This is a genomic window from Citricoccus sp. NPDC055426 (assembly GCF_040677445.1).
Taxonomy (GTDB): domain Bacteria; phylum Actinomycetota; class Actinomycetes; order Actinomycetales; family Micrococcaceae; genus Citricoccus.
Map to the genome: position 1 here is coordinate 121,806 of NZ_JBFARZ010000008.1, position 16,380 is coordinate 138,185.

Below are 16,380 nucleotides of genomic sequence, written 5' to 3' on the forward strand. Positions count from 1 at the left end.
GTTCGGGTGGACTCGGACGTCCCACCAACTTGAGTTGCAATTGCAACGAGTGTGGCATGTCACATACGATCCGACAAGTACCCGCGCTCAAGAATGCGGGGAGGAATCAGGAGTTGCCATGAGACGCAGCGGTCGAACCCACGGACGTGGGGTGGTTCATCAGCGGGATGTTCTCGTACATCCGCCGCAGGAAAGTCTGCAGCTGCGCGCGTTCCTCGTCGGAGAACCCGGTGAGCATGAGCTCGGCCCTTTCCAGGGCCACTGGCAGCACGGCATCGTGCACCCGGGCCCCGGCGGTTGTCAGGTAGAGGCGTCGGCGAGATCCGTCCTGCTCCCAGCAGATGAGGTCTTTGTCCCGCAGCCGTTGCAGCCGCCGGCTCACCACCGACTTGTCCAGCGCCACCTGCTCCGAGATGTCCACAGCCTGGCAGCCCGGTCGGTTGGACAGGGTGGAGAGAATGGCGAAGTCGGGGGAGGTGACACCGAAATGCTCGTTGTAGATCCGGGAGCCGCCCCACACGTGGGCGTTGTCCACCAGGGACAGGTAGGCGGGGGTGAAGGTCTCCCGGTCGATCGTGTGATCGAGCGGGGAGCGGATCGGTTCGGGGGGCGTCATGGTGCCCATCCAACCATTGACAGTGACCATCTGAAGAGACGAAGGACGGCATGAAGAAGCTCATCAACAACCCGCGGAACGCAGTGATCGAGTCCCTGGCCGGAATGGTCCGGTTGAACCCGCGCCTGCGCCTACTGGAGGGCACCCGCACGGTGGTGGATTCTGCGGCCGTCGGGCGCGGCACCGTGGCCGTCCTCTCCGGTGGCGGGGCCGGGCACGAGCCGGCGCACGCGGGGTTCGTGGGACCCGGCATGCTCTCGGGAGCCGTCTCCGGCGAGGTCTTCACCTCGCCCTCAGTGGACGACGTCCTCATGGGGATCCGCGCGGTGGATGCCGGGGCCGGCGTCGTGCTGGTGGTCAAGAACTACACGGGCGACCGGCTGAATTTCGGCCTGGCGGCGGAACTGGCGCGCGCGGACGGGATCGAGGCCCGGATGGTTGTAGTGGCGGATGACGTGGCCCTGACTGGCGTTGCGGAGCACGCCGGAGATCGGGGGATCGCCGGGACCGTGCTGGTGCACAAGATCGCAGGGGCGGCGGCTGCCGCGGGGCGCGACGTTGACGCTGTGGCTGCCGCGGCTCAGCGCGCCGCCGATGCGCTGGCCACCATGGGAGTGGCGCTGGGCTCCTGCATCGTCCCGGCGGCTGGTACTCCCAGCTTCGAGCTGGGTGAGGACGAGGTTGAGTGGGGGCTGGGGATCCACGGTGAACAGGGGGTGGAGCGTTCGGTCGCCGCCTCGTCTGAGGCGACGGTGGATCGGCTGCTCTCCGCCTGCCTGGACGCGGGACGTGTTCCCGACGCCGGCCGGGTGGCACTGCTGGTCAACAACCTCGGTGGAAGCTCGGCCATGGAGGTATCGATTGTGGCCGACTCCGCCCTGACGTGGCTGCGGGCGCGCGGCATCACCGTGGAGCGGGCCTGGTCCGGGACTTTTCTGACAGCCATGGAGATGGCGGGGGTCTCCCTGACCCTGCTGGCCGTGGATGATGGGTTGATTCAGCTGTTGGATGCCCCGGTGCAGACCTCGGCCTGGCCTGCGCTGGATGGCCGGATCAACGCCGACCCGTATGTGGCGGCACCCGCCGCCGACGCGCCGGAGCTGGAGGGGCCGCCGCTCTCCGGGCCGGGTGGCGCTGTTCTGGACCGGACCCTGACCGCGCTCCGGGACGCCGAGCCCGAGCTGACAGCCATGGACCAGCAGGTGGGCGACGGCGACCTGGGCCACAGTCTGGACCGTGGCGCCCGCGCGGTGCTCGAGTCTGCAGCGGACCTGCCGGCCCGCCCGGACCGGCTGCTGCGCCACATGTCCGCGGTGGCCCGGCGGAGCATCGGCGGCACGTCGGGACCGCTCTACGCGGTCTTCCTGCTGAAAGCTTCGGAGGAGCTGGCAGGGCTGGAAACTCCGACGGTGGGGGATTGGGCTCGAGCCCTGGCTGCCGGCCAACAGGGCATCCAAGGCCTCGGCGGAGCTCAGCCGGGGGACCGGACCATGCTCGATGCCCTGAACCCCGCCGCCCGAGCACTCGCCGATGCAGCAGGCGCCCCGCTGGCTGGGGCACTTCGCGCGGCGGCTGACGCGGCACGTGCCGGGGCAGAGGCCACCGCGGACATGGCGCCGCGCCGGGGGAGGTCCAGCTATGCGGGCGATCGGGTCAAAGGGCATCCTGATCCGGGAGCGTGGGCTGTGTACCTCTGGCTGGATGCAGCCGCGGGGGCCCTGGAGGCCGGCGGCTGAGTCGCCTCCGCCGCCGACCGGTGCGGGGCCGCCCGCCTACTTCAGGGTGACCCGCATCGGAAGGGAGGAGTAGCCGCGCAGCCAGTGGTTGATCTTCCGGACCGGTTCGGCCGTGACCTCGAGGGACTGTACCTGCGTGGCGACGGCAGTCAGCAGGCTTTCGGCCTCCATGCGGGCCATCATCTGTCCGACGCAGGCGTGGATGCCGTAGCCGAAGGCCGCATGTCCTCGGACGTCTCGGGTGATGTCGAAGGACTCTGGGTCCTGCCACCGGCGGGGGTCGCGATTGGCGGCGGAGACGCAGTTGACGATCTTCTGCTCAGGCTCGAGCACCACGCCGCCGAGTTCGGTCCGGGTGCCCACGGTCCGACCGATGTAGGGGCTCGGGGCGTAGCAGCGCAAGGTCTCCTCGAAGGCGGTGCGGGCGAGCGAGGGATCCTCCCGCAGGGCACTCCAGGCACCGGGGTTGCGGGAAAGGGCCAGGAGGGCGTTGCCGATCCCGAGCATGGTGGTGTCGAGTCCAGCGGAGAGGAAGGTGCGCACGAGCAGTCCGGCCGTCTCCTCCGTGATCGTCCCGGTGTCCGCGGCGGCGAAGAACTTCCCCGCCAGTCTGGACTCGTCCAGGTTCTCCCGCCGCATCTGCCACTCCACGTACTCCTTGGCCTCGGCGGCCTGGTTCACGGCCTCCTCATACAGTGCGGTGTCCCGCGGTCCCATGGCCTGGAAGTTCAGATTCGCGTACGTCAGGAGGTGCTCGCGCCCCTCGGGGGCCAGGCCGATGGCGTCCGGGAGTACCTGCAGGGGGTAGGCCTCCGCCAGGTCGGTGACGGCGTCGAACTCGCCGCGGCCGCAGACCTCAGCCACGATGGCATGGGCCGCGGCCTGGAAGTCGTCCTTGAGCTGCTTGACCACCTTGAGGGACAGCGCCGAGTTCATCAGTTTACGCGTCACCGTGTGCTGCGGTTGGTCCTGCTCGAGGATCACGCTCGGCTTGCGCCAGTTGTCCTCCAAGGCGGTGTTGGTCAGCCCCGTGCCGTGGGAGGAGATGAACGTCTCCTGGTCCAGGAACACCTGCTGGACCAGATCTGCGCGTCCCGTGGCCCAGATCCCGTGGCTCTCCAACCACACCACCGGTCCAGCCTCACGGATGGCGTCCTCTATCGGGAAGGGATCCTGCAGTGACGGGATGGAGAACGGATCCAAGTCCAGAGTGGGGGCCTGGGCTGGGACGCCGTGGGCAGGCGCGGTCATGGAGTTCTCCTTCGAGGGGGCGAAGCGACATCAAGTTGCTATTGCAACCCATGGTGTCATGGGTCACGCCTGTCGGCAACAGCCTGGCTTGAGGGCATGCACGCGGCGCAACGGGGCACCATGGAAGGAGGCTCGGAAGATGTACTTCCGGGCCTCCTTCCTCTTCAGCTTCTCGCTGGCTACTCCGTCTCGGCGTGCAGGCTCCGGTCCTTGGACTCGGCCATGAACAGCACCGTGACCAGGCTGACGACGGCCAGGGCCATGAGGTACCCCACCACCGGTGTCAGGCTCTGGCCGGCGTAGAGGGTGGCGAGGACCAGCGGCGTGAACCCGCCACCGATCAATGTGGCGATCTGGTATCCCATGGAGGCGCCTGTGTAGCGGTTCTTGGTGCCGAACCGCTCGGCGATGAAGGCCGCCATGGGGCCGTACATAACGGTCTGCACCACGATGCCCAGGGTGAATCCGAGGAAGACCAGCAGCATGTTGTTCTGCCCCACCAGGAACATCACCGCGGGGATGACCAGGATGAAGAGGGCGTTGCCGATGATCAGCAGGGGACGCCGGCCTGTGCGGTCGGAGAGGCGTCCCATGAACAGGGTGGTGGCGATGGAGATGATGCCCGCACCGGCGAACGCCAGCATGACCTGCGGCTGGGGGTTGCCGGCAGACACCGAGTAGGAGATGGCGAACGTGGAGAGCAGGGTCTGCAGGGCGAAGGCGGACACCGAGGCCAGGATCACGAGGATGAGCGTCTTGGGGCGGCGCAGCACCTCGAACAGGGGGATGCTCTGCTTGACGCCGGTGGTGGCCTCCTCCTCTAGCTTCTGCTGGGCCTCGAGGAAGACGGGGCTCTCGGTGACCTTTGCGCGGACGAACAGGCCAAGCAGGAGCAGGACGAAGGACAGCAGGAAGGGCACGCGCCACCCCCAGGACAGGAACTGCTCCTGGGGCATCGTGGCGAAGCCGCTCATGACCAGCAGCCCGAGGACGGACCCTGAGGGGGCGCCCGCGTTGACAAAGGACGCTGCGAATCCCCGGGACTTCTGGTCCGAGTGTTCCAGCGCCATGAGGGCTGCGCCGCCCCATTCGCCGCCGACGGCGATCCCCTGGAGGACGCGGAGGCAGACGAGGATGACTGCACCCCAGGGGCCGATGACGCTGGCATCCGGGACCAGGCCGATGGCGGTGGAGGCCAGACCCATGATCATCATGGACGCGACGAGGAGCTTCTTGCGACCCCAGCGGTCTCCGAGGTGTCCGAAGACGACGCCGCCCAGGGGGCGCGCGATGTAGCCTGCGGCGAAAGTGCCGAAGGAGGCGATGGTGCCGGCCCAGGGGTCCAATCCGGAGAAGAACACGGGGGCGAAGACGACCGCAGAGGCCGTTGCATATAGCAGGAAATCGTAGAACTCGATCGTGGTGCCCAGGTAACTGGACGCGATGACGAGGCGTCGTTCCTTGCGGGAGGGGGCCGCGGTGCTGCCCGACGCCTCCAGTTCGACAGTGGTATGGGTCATGGGGTGCTCTTTCGGGATGGGGGCGGAGTGGGGGTGGGGGATGTCACCAGGTGACGGGTAGGGAGGTCATGCCACGGAAGACCCAGCCGTTCCAGGTTTCCGGGCGGTCCTGGTGCAGGTCCGGCAGGCGTTCGTAGAGCCGCGGGATGGCGATGCGACCGATGGACGACTGGGCGGCCCACTTGCCGGCGCACTGGTGTACGCCGCGACCGAAGGCCAGGGATGTTGTCTCGCTCCGGTGGAGGGAGAATCCGTCGGGATCCGGGAATCGGCCCTCATCCCGGTTGGCGGATGCCAGCAGGGCACCGACCTGAGCGCCCGCCGGGATGTGGAAGCCCTCGAACTCACCCTTAGCCACGGTCTCGCGCGTGATCATGCCGATCGGCGTGTACTTTCGAACCGCCTCGTTGAAGATCGAGTCCCACGTCGTGGGGTCCTGGCGTGCGGCCTCCAGCGTCTCGGGATGGCGGCTGAGCTCGTAGACGATGTTGGTGATCATGTGCTGGGGCTCGTTGATCCCCCCGGAGATCGTCAGCTTCACGTTGTTCCGTACCGCGTCCTCCGGAAGGCCGCCGGCCAGCATCGCGGAGGTGATGGAGGCGTCGGGATGGGCCCGGAGCCGTGGGATGGCCTCGTCCAGGGCGGCGTCGCATTCGGCACGGGAGGTCTCGCATCGCAGCCAGATGTCCGGGTCGTCGGTGACGTTGCCGGAGCCGGCGATGAAGTCGAGGCTCCATCGTGCGATGTCCAGCGGATCCACCCCGTGCAGGCCGAGCATGTCGATCAGGTTCTTGCCGGCGAGCGGCATGGCGAACTCCGTGTTCAGGTCCGCGCCCGGACCGGCCTCCACGAGCCGGTCGAGGTAGGTCTCCGCGTTCTGCTCGAAGAGCGCGTTCCACGCCCCCTGGATATTCCGCGGCCGGAGGGGTCGGTTCATGGACTGGCGTTCGGTGGCGTGGTCCGGGTCGTCCTTGCGGATGAGGGGTCGTCCCCCCAGGGCTTTGACCATGGCTGCCCCCTCCACGTGGGAGCTGAAGATCTCCGGGTGGTTCTCCACGTAGGCGCAGGCCTCGAACGTGGTGAACAGGATCTTGTTGATCGCGGGGGCCCAGACGACCGGTGCAGTCTCCCTCAGGTGCCGATAGGTGGAATAGGGGTCGTCGGCGAGTGCCGAGGTGTCGAGATCGACCACCGGCAGTGCTGAGACGTCCACGGCGGGCTGGGTGATGGTCAAGGGTTCCTCCTTCGACGGTGCGGGTTCGGAATCGACTATGACTCGTGTCACACTGGATCGAGGAAAACTACGAATCATTCGGAATCGGAGGGTGGCGATGGCCAGGAGATCGGACGGGAGGTCCGCCGTGGCGCGGATCTGCCGGGTCCTGGAGGCCTTCACGTCGGACGATTCGGACCTGACTCTGACGGAGATCGCCCGGCGGTCGCGGATGCCGGTCTCGACGGTCCACTCGATCACCGGTCAACTGGTGGATGAGGGTCTGCTCGAGCGGATGGACCAGGGATATGTGCTCGGGGTCCGGCTCTGGGAGCTGGCCATCCGCGCCCCTGGGACCTTCGGCCTCCGGGAGGCGGCGTTGGCACCCATGGAACAGGCCCACGCGGAGATCCGGCATCACGTCCAGCTGAGCGTGTTGACCGGGTTTGAGTCGCTCTACATCGAACGGCTGTCCTGGCCCACGTCCGTGGTCAACTTCACCCAGGTGGGCGGGCGCCTGCCGTGGTACGTGACCTCAAGCGGAATCCTCCTGGCGTCCTTTGCGGACGAGCCCGCCCGGTCCGGGTACGCCACCTCGAGCCGCCCTCCGCGCCCCCCGGCTCCGGACCTGGATGGGACAGCCATGGAACGGCTCATGGCCTCAGCCAGGAATCGGGGCTTCCTCGTGACGGAGGGATTCATCCATCCGGACGCGACGGCCGTGGCCGTTCCGGTCTTCGCCCCCTGGCGGGCGCCGGTGGCCGCGCTGGCCGCCGTGGTGCCGGCCGCCGAGTCAGGGGTGGAGTCCGTGGTCGGATCTCTGCGGCAGGCGGCGCGCCTGACCGGTGAGCGGCTTGCGGGGACATTGACGCGCGGCCGGCCCTAGCGGGGCCTTCCCGCGCTGGCATGCTCCCGTCGCCACGCGTCGATGTCGTTGATGTGTGGGGTGAACCGCTCCTGCGTGAAGGTGACCAGTTCCGTCACTCGGCGAGGGGGCCGGCGTCGTTCCACAGGTTTGAGCCAGGCGACATGCACGCGCACGTCCTCCGCGTCCACGTCGAAGGGGACCTCGACCACGGCGTGGCCGTCCACGGTCCACGGCGAGGCGTCCGGCTGGACCAGCGTGGCGATCCCGAGCCCGGCGCCCACCAGGGCGCGGGTCAGGGGCAGGGAGGAGGTGACCCAGGCGATGCGCGGATCCTGCTCGGTGATGCCCAGGACGCGCAGGGTGTTGACCTTGCTGGGGGTGTTGCCCAACAGGATCAATGGCTCGCCGTCGATGTCAGCCACCGTGAGGCGCTGCCGCCCGGCCAGGCGGTGGCCGGCCGGCAGCAGGACGTGGGGGGAGCGCTGCAGGATGAGCTCGTGGTTGATCTCGGTCGGAACATCGTGGGGGTACGTGAATCCCACGTCGATGGCTCCGGACTGCAGCCCGGACATCAGGCCGGAGTGGTCCGTCTCCACGAAGGACAGCTCGACCAGTGGGTGCGAATCGGCGAAGTCAGTGAGGATCATGGGCAGGATGTAGGGCGCCAGCGTGTCATAGACCCCCACGGTGAGCGGGCCGCGCAAATGGCCGTCCCGCTCCTGCAGGATTCGGCCGGCCTCCAGGGCGGTCCGCAGGACGATGGCCGATTCCCGGTGCAGCTGACGGCCGGCCGCGGTGGGCCATGCGCCCTGCGCCTTGCGGCGGACCAGGAGTCGTTGACCGACCTGCCGCTCCAGCTCGTCGATCGCGGAGGACACCGAGGATTGCGCCGTGGTCAGCTCGCGCGCTGCTGCGGACAGGGAGCCGGCGCGAATCACGGCGTCGAAGATCTCCAGCTGGCGCAGGGTGAAGGGGAGGGCCATGACGTCCTTTATCGAGAAATCCGATGTTGATTGTCTAATCTTCCCCTTTGCTTCGATGTGATGTCCAGCACAGGATGGAGGCAACGCATCACCCCGAACCGCCGAACCCAGGAGCACCGCATGCCCACCATCACCTTCCACCAGCCCGACGGGGCCACCCAGGTCCTGGAGCTGGAGAAGCCCGACCGCATCATGCAGGCCGCTCTGAAGAACAGCGTCCCCGGGATCGTCGGCGAATGCGGCGGCCAGGCCATGTGCGCCACCTGCCACGTCTACGTCCGCGAGGACTACCTCGAGGCCCTGCCGGAGATCGGCGACGACGAGGAGGAGATGCTGGAGGTCACCGCCTCCGAGCGCGACCCGCAGCGCAGCCGGCTCGGCTGCCAGATCGAGGTCGGCGCCCCCGGACTGGAGTCCATCGAGGTCGACGTCCCGGAAGAGCAGGTCTGAGCCATGGCCACCCAGCTGCCAGGAACCGTCATCATCGGCGGCGGTCAGGCCGGGCTGCAAGCCGCCGCATCCCTGCGTGAGGGCGGCTACACCGGCCCCGTGACCCTCGTGGCCGAGGAGGCCGGCCAGCCCTACCAGCGCCCCCCGCTGTCCAAGGACTACCTCAAGGCCTCCGACGGCGGCCACGCTGCCTCCCCGCTGCCGCTGCGCGGGCCGGCCTTCTTCGCCGAGCAGGACCTCGACCTGCGGACCGGCACCGCCGCTACCGGCGTGGACCGGCAGGCGAAGACCGTCACCCTCGCGGACGGCACGGTGCTGCCCTACACCTCGCTGGTCTTCGCCACCGGTGCCCGCAACCGCGAGCTGCCCACCGAGGGCATCGACCTGCCCGGCATCCACGGCCTGCGCACCCTGGCCGACGCCGAACAGCTCGGCGCCGCGCTGGACACCGCACGGAACGTGGTGGTGGTCGGCGCCGGGTTCATCGGCCTGGAGTTCGCCGCCGCGGCCCTGTCCCGCGGCTGCCGCGTCACCGTGCTGGAGTTCGCCCCGCGCCCCATGGGCCGGGCGCTCACCCCGCTGCTGGGTGACTGGTTCGCCGGCGCCCACCAGCAGCTGGGCATGGATCTGCGGTTGAACGAGGGGATCACCTCCTTCGAAGCCGGCGACGACGGCCGGGTCGCCTTCGCCGTCTCGACCACCGGGGACCGGTATCCGGCAGACCTGGTGGTGGCCGGCGTCGGGGTCCAGCCCAACGACCACCTGGCCGCGGAGGCCGGCCTCGAGGTGTCCAACGGGATCGTGGTGGACGCGAACCTGCGCACCGCGGACCCGGACGTCTACGCGATCGGCGATTGCGCGAACTTCCCGTGCGAGCACTTCGGCGGGCCGTTCCGGCTGGAGTCCGTGCAGAACGCCACCGACCACGCCCGCCACGTGGCCAAGGTGATCCTCGGCGAGGACGCCCCGTACCGCGAACTGCCGTGGTTCTGGTCCACCCAGGGCCCGTTCCGGCTGCAGATGGCCAACATCGTGCGCGCCGATGACGAGACCGTGGTGGTGGGGGACGCGGACCCGGCGAACCCGAGGTTCTCCGTGTTCTGCTTCCGGGACGGCATCCTGGCCGCCGTGGAATCCGTCAACCAGCCGGCCGACCACCTCTCCGCGCGGAAGATCCTCTCGGCGGGCCTGGAGATCACCCGCGAGGAGGCGCTCGCGGAGGGGTTCTCGCTGCGCGCGGCCTACAAGGAGCGGATGGCGCTGGTCGGAGTGTAGGCGCCGGACGCCGAACCGCAGGCAGAAAGTGACCCCACCCCGTCACAACGACGGGGGTGGGGTCACTTTGCGCCTGGGGGCGGGGTGGGGTAGGGGTGGGGTCAGGCCTTCGAGAGTCCGAGGGCGTGGGGTTCCATGAAGGCGCGGAGGCCGATGGGGCCCATCTCGCGGCCGATGCCGGACTGCTTGATGCCGCCGAAGGGGGCGCGCTGGTCCAGGAACGGTGCGCCGTGGGTGTTGTGGAAGATGTAGCCGGCTTGCAGGCGTGATCCTACGGTGCGGGCGGTCTCCTCGTTCGAGGTCCAGACGGAGTTGCACAGCCCGTATTGGGTGTCGTTGACCATCCGGATGCCGTCCTCGACGTCGTCGAAGGTGATGATCGGGATGGTCGGGCCGAACTGTTCCTCGGTGACCACGCGCAATGACGGGTCCGGGTCCAGGACGATCGAGGGGCGGATGAAGTTGCCCTCGGCCCACTCGCCGCCGGGCAGCTCGCCGAACTCGCGGACGTCCGCCCCGGAGTCCTTGGCCTCCTGGACGAGGTCGGTGACGAACTGCAGCTGGGCCTTCTGGTGGAACGGGCCCATGGTGGTGGAGGGATCCGTGGCCGGGCCGATCTTCACCTGCTCGAGTCGCTTGCTCAGCGCGGCGACCAGCTCCTCCTTCTTCGAGGAGTGGACGTAGATGCGCTTGGCGTTCATGCAGATCTGCCCGGTGGAGGCGTAGATCCCGCCGAACAGCGCGTCCATGTTGGCCTCGGTGAACTCGGCGTCCTCGAGGATCAGCACGGCGTCGTTGCCGCCGAGTTCGAGGGTGACGTTGGTGAGTGACTGGGCGGCCATGGACATGATCCGCTTGCCGCCGCCGACGGAGCCGGTGAAGCAGACCTTGGCCACGTCCGTGTTGGAGACCAGGGCCTCGCCGATCTCGGCGTCCTCGCCGGTGACCACGTTGAGCACGCCGGCCGGCAGCTTCTCAGCGAAGCGCTGGACCGCGCGGGTGGTGGCCAGCGGGCAGGACGGCGGCGGCTTGACCACCACGGTGTTCCCGGCCATCAGGGCGTAGGGCAGGGCCGCACCGAGGATCGCGATGGGCCAGTTGAACGGGACGATGATGGTCACCACGCCCATGGGCTTGTAGGAGACAACCGTCTCGGTCGGCGGGCCGGGCAGGGTCTCGGCGGCGTCCACGATGTCCGCCAGGCCCACGGCCAGCTCGGTGCGGGCGACCAGGCCCATGTGATCGCCGATGCACTCGCCGACGACCTTGCCGTTCTCCGAGGACAGGATGGCCGCATCGGTCTCGACGTCGGCGGCCACGGTCGCGTTGGCCTCGGTCAGCAGGGCGCCGCGCTCGGTGGGGGACAGTGCCGCCCAGGCGGGGAAGGCCGCCTTCGCGGCGGCCACGGCCTCGAGGGCCTGCGCACGGGTGGCGGAGGCGGCCTCGCCGACGACCTCCGAGGGCCTGGCCGGGTTGGTGATGGTCAGTTTGGCCGTGGTCTGGTGCTCCTGGCCCCCGTAGTACAGCGGGGTGCTGGGCAGGCCCTGCGGGGCAGCGCCCCCAGCCTGGGTGACGGTGCTGGTGTCAGTCATGATGCCTCTTTCAGGGATAGTGAATGCGGCCGAGGAGACGTGAAAATCCATCAGGATCCGGGTGAATGCGGATTGTCCGCGGTGAGACGGGGTGGTCCGTGGATGGGCGCCGAGGGGCGTGATTCACATCACTCTCATCATAGTGAACCAAAGCGGGTCGGGGTGCGTCAAGGATGCGCGCGCCGCCGACCCCGGAATCGCCGCAAGGCATGGCATCGTGAAGGAATTTTGTCGTAGATCCCCTTGTCAGGCTTGATTTGAACAAGTTAACGCAAAAATGAGGGAAATAAGTCTTTACCTCCGGTCGGGTTGCGTCTACTGTCTCTCGGAGACATAGATCACTTCCCAGCAAAGTTGCTGGGGCGCCGCGATTTCCCTGGGGGATCCCTTGACATCCACGATTGTTCGACCGGAGGCCAGTGTCTCCGAGTTGGAAGACCTTTCCTACGAGCTGCGGGAGAAGTTACTGCTTCTCTGCGGCGAATATAACGGTTCAGTCCACATTGGTGGAGACCTTTCCTGCGCAGACATTCTGACTTTGTTGTACCAGTACGGGATGCGAGTGGATCCGCAGGATCTGCGCAACCCGGAGCGGGACCGCTTCGTCCTCAGCAAGGGCCATGCGGCCGTCTGCATGTACATCACCATGGCCATCCGCGGCTTCTTCGACTACCGCGAGATTGTGGACACCTACGGCCAGCTCGACTCCGCGTACGGCATGCATCCCTGCAAGGTTCAGCTGCCCGGGGTGGAGGTCTCCACCGGGTCCCTGGGCCACGGGCTCCCGCTGGCCACCGGCATGGCCCTGCATGCCCGGCGCAACGGCATGAGCCACCGCGTTTTCACCTTGATGGGGGACGGCGAGACCGGCGAGGGATCGGTCTGGGAGGCCGCCCTGGCCGCGAACAGCAACAACCTCGGCAACCTGGTGGCGTTCATCGACCGCAACCGCCAGCTGATGACGAGCTTCGCGGAGGAGCGCGTGAAGCTCGAGCCCTACCCGGACAAGTGGCGGGCCTTCGGCTGGAACGTCATCGAGGTGGACGGTCATGACATGGGTGCCCTCGTGACCGCCTTCGACTCCCTGCCGGAACCGGACTCGGACACCCCCACGGTGATCATCTGCGACACGGTCAAGGGCAAGGGCGTGGACTTCATGGAGGCCAACCTCGCCTGGCACGCCGGCTCCCTCAACGAGACGGACCTGAAGCGGGCCTTGGCCTCGCTGGCCCACGGACGAAAGGCGGCCTGACATGACCAGCACAGCTTCCACCGCAGAAGTCACCTCCTTCACCTTCGGGGAGATGCTCTCTTCCCGCACGGTGATCGGCCAGACGCTCAAGGAATTGGGCGAGGCGAATGACAACCTCTGGGTCCTCACCCCGGACATCGGGGCCACGCTCGTGGAGTTCCGGGACGCTTTCCCGGACCGCTTCGTGGACGTCGGTCTCTCGGAACAGGCCTGCGTGGGCCTCGCGGCGGGCCTGGCCTACGAGGGCAACATCCCAGTGGTCTCCGGAATGCTCCCGTTCCTGAGCATGCGCGCCCTGGAGCAGGTCCGCTCGGACATCTGCTACCCCAACCTGCCCGTGAAGATCGTGGGCACCCACGGCGGGCTGGTCGGCAACGGCGGCTCCACCCACTACGCGGTGGAGGACCTCGGCCTGATGACCTCCCTCGTCAACATGACCGTCACCTCGATCGGCGACCCGCTCATGGTGGGGGAGGTGCTGCGCCAGTCCATGTCCATGACCGGCCCGCTCTACATCCGCCTGGCCGTGGGGAAGAAGGACAAGGTGGTCTACGAGCCCGGCTCCGTCACCGTCGAGATCGGCAAGGGCATCACCGCCCGCGAGGGCACGGACCTGACCCTCTTCGCGCACGGCGAGACCGTCAGCCAGGCCCTGGAGGCCGCTGAGATCCTGGCAGCCGAGCACGGGACCGACGCCCGCGTGGTGGACATGTTCACCCTCAAGCCGATCGACGCCGACCTCATCCAGCGCTGCGCCGAGGAGACCGGCCGCTTCGTGGTGGTGGAGGACCACCTGGCCTACGGCGGCCTGGCCTCCCAGATCTCGGACGTCCTCGTGGACCGCGGCATCCGCCTCGAGGGCTTCCAACGCCTCGGCATCCCCCAGGTCTTCGCCGGCTTCGGCGAGGACACCGAGCTGCGGGACAAGCACGGCTATGGGCTGCAGGCCACCGTGGACGCAGCACGTGACGTGGTCCGGGGGGCGGCGGGATGAGCGCCCCGGCCATCGAGGTCGAGACCGTCGCGGTCACCAAGATCGGCAGCCTGACGGCGCCCGACGCCGGCCAGCGCGGCGCCGTCGGAGTGGTCACCTTCCCTGCGGATCGGGTGGGGCCGGAGGACGTGCGCATCACGGTGGCCTACGCCGCGATCTGCGGCTCCGACCCACACCTGGCCGAGGGCTTCTTCGGCACCGACGTGCCGATCGGGCTGGGCCACGAGATCTCCGGGGTGGTGGCGGAGATCGGCCCCGGTGTCCGCCGCACGGACCTGCGGGTGGGGGACCGGGTGTCCGGCAACTTCGTCCGCTTCTGCGGGGCCTGCCAGCCCTGCCAGGACGGCCGCCAGCAGTTCTGTGCGAACCTGCACGAGTACAACCGCCCGGGGATGGCCCGCTCCGTGGTCTGGCACGAGTCCCAGGTGTACCGGCTGCCCGATTCCGTCTCGCTGCTCAAGGGCTGCCTGCTGGAGCCGACCTCCGTGGCCGTGCGCATCGCGGACAAGACCCGCATCCGCCCGGGGGACCGGGTGGCGGTCTGCGGCGGCGGGCCCATCGGCCAGCTGTCCCTGCAACTCATGCACCGCTACGGAGCCACGGATCTGACGCTCATCGAGCCGATCGCCGAACGGCGGGAGCTGGCCCGGCGCTTCGGCGCCCGTCACGTCATCGACCCGAACAGCGAAACCCTCGCCGAGCGCAACCGCGAGATCACCGGGGGAGGGGGCTTCGACGTCGTGATCGACGCCTCCGGGTCCCGGCACGCCGTGGCGGGCCTGCTGGACCTGGCCGCCCCCGGCGGCACCGTGGTCTACGGGGCCATGTACCCGGAGGAGTACGAACTGCCGCTGAACCTCTCCGACTACCTGTACCGCAAGGAGCTGACGCTGACCGGCGTCTTCGTCTCCCCGTACACGTTCCCGCGGGCCGTACGACTGCTGGAGGAACTGGACCTGGAGCCCTTCCTGGAGTCGGTCTTCGACCTTCAGGACGCCGCCGAGGCCTTCGAGGCCCACCTGGGCGGAGCCCATCCGAAGGTCGTCATCCGGTGCAACCGGCTGCCGGAGGACCCAGGGGCCGGGACGGGGCGGGCATGAGCACCGCCACGGCCGAGCCCCGCGCCGCGCAGACCGAGAGGCTCGTGCTGCAGGCCACCGGGATCTCCAAGAACTTCGACGGGGTGGCCGCCCTGAGCGAGGCCCGCCTCGAGGTCCGCCCCGGCGAGATCCACGCCCTGCTGGGAGAGAACGGGGCCGGCAAGTCCACCTTGATCAAGGTCCTCACCGGCGTCCACCAGCCCGACGCCGGCTCGATCGAGTCCGCGGGCGAGGAGGTCCGGTTCTCCGGGGTGCGGGACGCCCACCACGCCGGTGTGGTGGCCCTGTACCAGGAGACCTCGATCATCCCCACGGTCAGCGTGGCCGAGAACATCCTGCTCGGCGAGCGCACCCCGAGCACCTCTGGACTGGTGCGGTTCAGCGAGCTGCGCCGCGAGGCACGGCGCCAGTTGGACCGTCTCAACCAGGGTCACATCCCCCTGCGCCGGCTGGCCGGACGGCTCTCGCCCGTGCAACAGACCATGGTCTCGGTGGCGCGCGCCCTGGCCGCGGACGCCCGGGTGCTCATCCTGGACGAGCCGACGGCGGCCCTGACGGACACCGAGATCAAGGACCTGTTCACGGTGCTGCGCGGGCTGCGGGCGGACGGGGTCGGGATCGTCTACGTCTCCCACCGCCTGGAGGAGGTCTTCGAGCTCTGCGACCGCGTGACCATCATGCGCAACGGCCAGACCATCGTGACCCGGGACGTCGCGGAGATGACCATCGACGAGGTCATCTCCACCATGGTGGGCCGGCCCGCCGAGGACCTGTTCCCCGAGCGCGGCACGGCCACGGACCGGGTGGTGCTCAGCGTCGAAGACCTGTGCGGCAACAAGGTGCAGGGCATGAGCCTGACCGCCCACGCCGGCGAGGTCCTGGGCGTCGGCGGCCTGGCCGGATCGGGGCGCAGCGAACTGATGCGCCTGCTGGCCGGGGACCAGAAGCGGACCGCGGGGACCATCTCCGTGGACGGGCAGGCCCTGCCGGGAACCGTTGGTGTGGGCCGGGCCCTTAACCATGGGATCGCGCTGGTGCCCGAGGAACGGCGCTCGCAGGGCGTCTCCGTGGGTGCCTCGATCCAGGACAACATCGCCGGGGCCAACCTGGACAAGGTCAGTTCGGCTGGCTGGGTGTCCTCCCGCCGGGTCACCGAACTGGCCCGTCGCGGCATGGAGAACCTGCGCGTCAAGGCCCGCAGCCCGCGTCAGGCTGTGGGGCTGCTCTCCGGCGGCAACCAGCAGAAGGTCGTCCTGGCCAAGATGCTGGCCCGGAACCCCCAGGTGCTGTTGCTCGACGAACCCACCCGCGGCATCGACGTGGGCACCAAGGCCGAGATCTACCGATTGATCCGGCAGCTGGCGGCGCAGGGAACAACCATCGTCGCCGTGAGTTCCGAACTCCCCGAACTGATCGGCCTGTCCGATCGGATCCTCATCATGCATGAGGGACGCGTCTCCGGAGAGGTGCCCGCCGAGGGCGCCGACGAGGAGACACTCCTGTCTTATTGCTACGGAAGGAACGCCTGAG

Annotated in this window: 14 protein-coding genes; 8 read left to right on the forward strand and 6 right to left on the reverse strand. The window is 68.5% G+C overall.

The window, feature by feature from the left end; translation table 11 throughout:
* Positions 1 to 106 precede the first annotated feature (106 nt).
* The gene (locus AB0K08_RS12330; RefSeq protein WP_363354852.1) at positions 107 to 616 is read right to left on the reverse strand and encodes a MarR family winged helix-turn-helix transcriptional regulator; all 510 of its coding nucleotides are present in this window, start codon (positions 614 to 616) and stop codon (positions 107 to 109) included.
* A 50-nt stretch (positions 617 to 666) separates the two neighbouring features.
* Between AB0K08_RS12330 and AB0K08_RS12335 the strand changes: the two genes are divergently transcribed.
* Entirely contained in the window at positions 667 to 2,352 is a 1,686-nt protein-coding gene (locus tag AB0K08_RS12335; protein WP_363354854.1) for a dihydroxyacetone kinase family protein, read from the forward strand.
* A 36-nt stretch (positions 2,353 to 2,388) separates the two neighbouring features.
* Here AB0K08_RS12335 and AB0K08_RS12340 read toward each other — a convergent pair whose 3' ends face one another.
* The 3 genes from AB0K08_RS12340 to AB0K08_RS12350 all read right to left on the reverse strand — a co-directional run bounded on the left by AB0K08_RS12340 (position 2,389) and on the right by AB0K08_RS12350 (position 6,357).
* On the reverse strand, positions 2,389 to 3,603 hold the full coding sequence (locus AB0K08_RS12340) for a cytochrome P450 (RefSeq protein ID WP_363354856.1): 1,215 nt from the start codon (positions 3,601 to 3,603) through the stop codon (positions 2,389 to 2,391).
* Positions 3,604 to 3,782: 179 nt separating this feature from the next.
* The gene (locus tag AB0K08_RS12345) at positions 3,783 to 5,123 is read right to left on the reverse strand and encodes an MFS transporter (protein WP_363354858.1); all 1,341 of its coding nucleotides are present in this window, start codon (positions 5,121 to 5,123) and stop codon (positions 3,783 to 3,785) included.
* A 43-nt stretch (positions 5,124 to 5,166) separates the two neighbouring features.
* Positions 5,167 to 6,357, reverse strand: coding sequence for a cytochrome P450 (locus AB0K08_RS12350; RefSeq protein WP_363354860.1), 1,191 nt, complete (start codon positions 6,355 to 6,357; stop codon positions 5,167 to 5,169).
* Between the two features lie 97 nt (positions 6,358 to 6,454).
* On the opposite strand from AB0K08_RS12350, the gene AB0K08_RS12355 reads away from it, so the two are divergent.
* The gene (locus AB0K08_RS12355) at positions 6,455 to 7,222 is read left to right on the forward strand and encodes a helix-turn-helix domain-containing protein (RefSeq protein WP_363354862.1); all 768 of its coding nucleotides are present in this window, start codon (positions 6,455 to 6,457) and stop codon (positions 7,220 to 7,222) included.
* On the opposite strand, the gene AB0K08_RS12360 is transcribed toward AB0K08_RS12355, so the two are convergent.
* Positions 7,219 to 8,187, reverse strand: a complete 969-nt coding sequence (locus tag AB0K08_RS12360; protein ID WP_363354864.1) for a LysR substrate-binding domain-containing protein — start codon at positions 8,185 to 8,187, stop codon at positions 7,219 to 7,221. The genes AB0K08_RS12355 and AB0K08_RS12360 overlap by 4 nt on opposite strands.
* 120 nt (positions 8,188 to 8,307) lie before the next feature.
* Between AB0K08_RS12360 and AB0K08_RS12365 the strand changes: the two genes are divergently transcribed.
* Together AB0K08_RS12365 and AB0K08_RS12370 are read left to right on the forward strand one after the other, a co-directional pair.
* Positions 8,308 to 8,637, forward strand: a complete 330-nt coding sequence (locus AB0K08_RS12365) for a 2Fe-2S iron-sulfur cluster-binding protein (RefSeq protein ID WP_363354866.1) — start codon at positions 8,308 to 8,310, stop codon at positions 8,635 to 8,637.
* Positions 8,638 to 8,640: 3 nt separating this feature from the next.
* Positions 8,641 to 9,912: an FAD-dependent oxidoreductase gene (locus AB0K08_RS12370; protein ID WP_363354868.1), complete on the forward strand. Its 1,272-nt coding sequence runs from the start codon at positions 8,641 to 8,643 to the stop codon at positions 9,910 to 9,912.
* A 101-nt stretch (positions 9,913 to 10,013) separates the two neighbouring features.
* Here AB0K08_RS12370 and AB0K08_RS12375 read toward each other — a convergent pair whose 3' ends face one another.
* Positions 10,014 to 11,504: an aldehyde dehydrogenase family protein gene (locus tag AB0K08_RS12375; protein ID WP_363354870.1), complete on the reverse strand. Its 1,491-nt coding sequence runs from the start codon at positions 11,502 to 11,504 to the stop codon at positions 10,014 to 10,016.
* 430 nt (positions 11,505 to 11,934) lie between these two features.
* On the opposite strand from AB0K08_RS12375, the gene AB0K08_RS12380 reads away from it, so the two are divergent.
* From AB0K08_RS12380 to AB0K08_RS12395, 4 genes are read left to right on the forward strand one after another with little or no spacing between them, the layout of a single operon-like run.
* A complete protein-coding gene (locus tag AB0K08_RS12380) occupies positions 11,935 to 12,756 on the forward strand; it encodes a transketolase (protein ID WP_363354872.1) in 822 nt (273 codons plus the stop codon).
* A gap of 1 nt (position 12,757) precedes the next feature.
* Positions 12,758 to 13,750 carry a transketolase C-terminal domain-containing protein gene (locus AB0K08_RS12385; protein WP_363354874.1) on the forward strand — a complete coding sequence of 331 codons (993 nt, stop codon included), beginning with the start codon at positions 12,758 to 12,760 and terminating at the stop codon, positions 13,748 to 13,750.
* Entirely contained in the window at positions 13,747 to 14,850 is a 1,104-nt protein-coding gene (locus tag AB0K08_RS12390; protein WP_363354876.1) for a zinc-binding dehydrogenase, read from the forward strand. Before AB0K08_RS12385 ends, AB0K08_RS12390 begins: the two co-directional genes overlap by 4 nt.
* The gene (locus AB0K08_RS12395) at positions 14,847 to 16,379 is read left to right on the forward strand and encodes a sugar ABC transporter ATP-binding protein (RefSeq protein WP_363354878.1); all 1,533 of its coding nucleotides are present in this window, start codon (positions 14,847 to 14,849) and stop codon (positions 16,377 to 16,379) included. The genes AB0K08_RS12390 and AB0K08_RS12395 overlap by 4 nt, the downstream gene beginning before the upstream one ends.
* The last annotated feature ends 1 nt before the right edge of the window (position 16,380 follow it).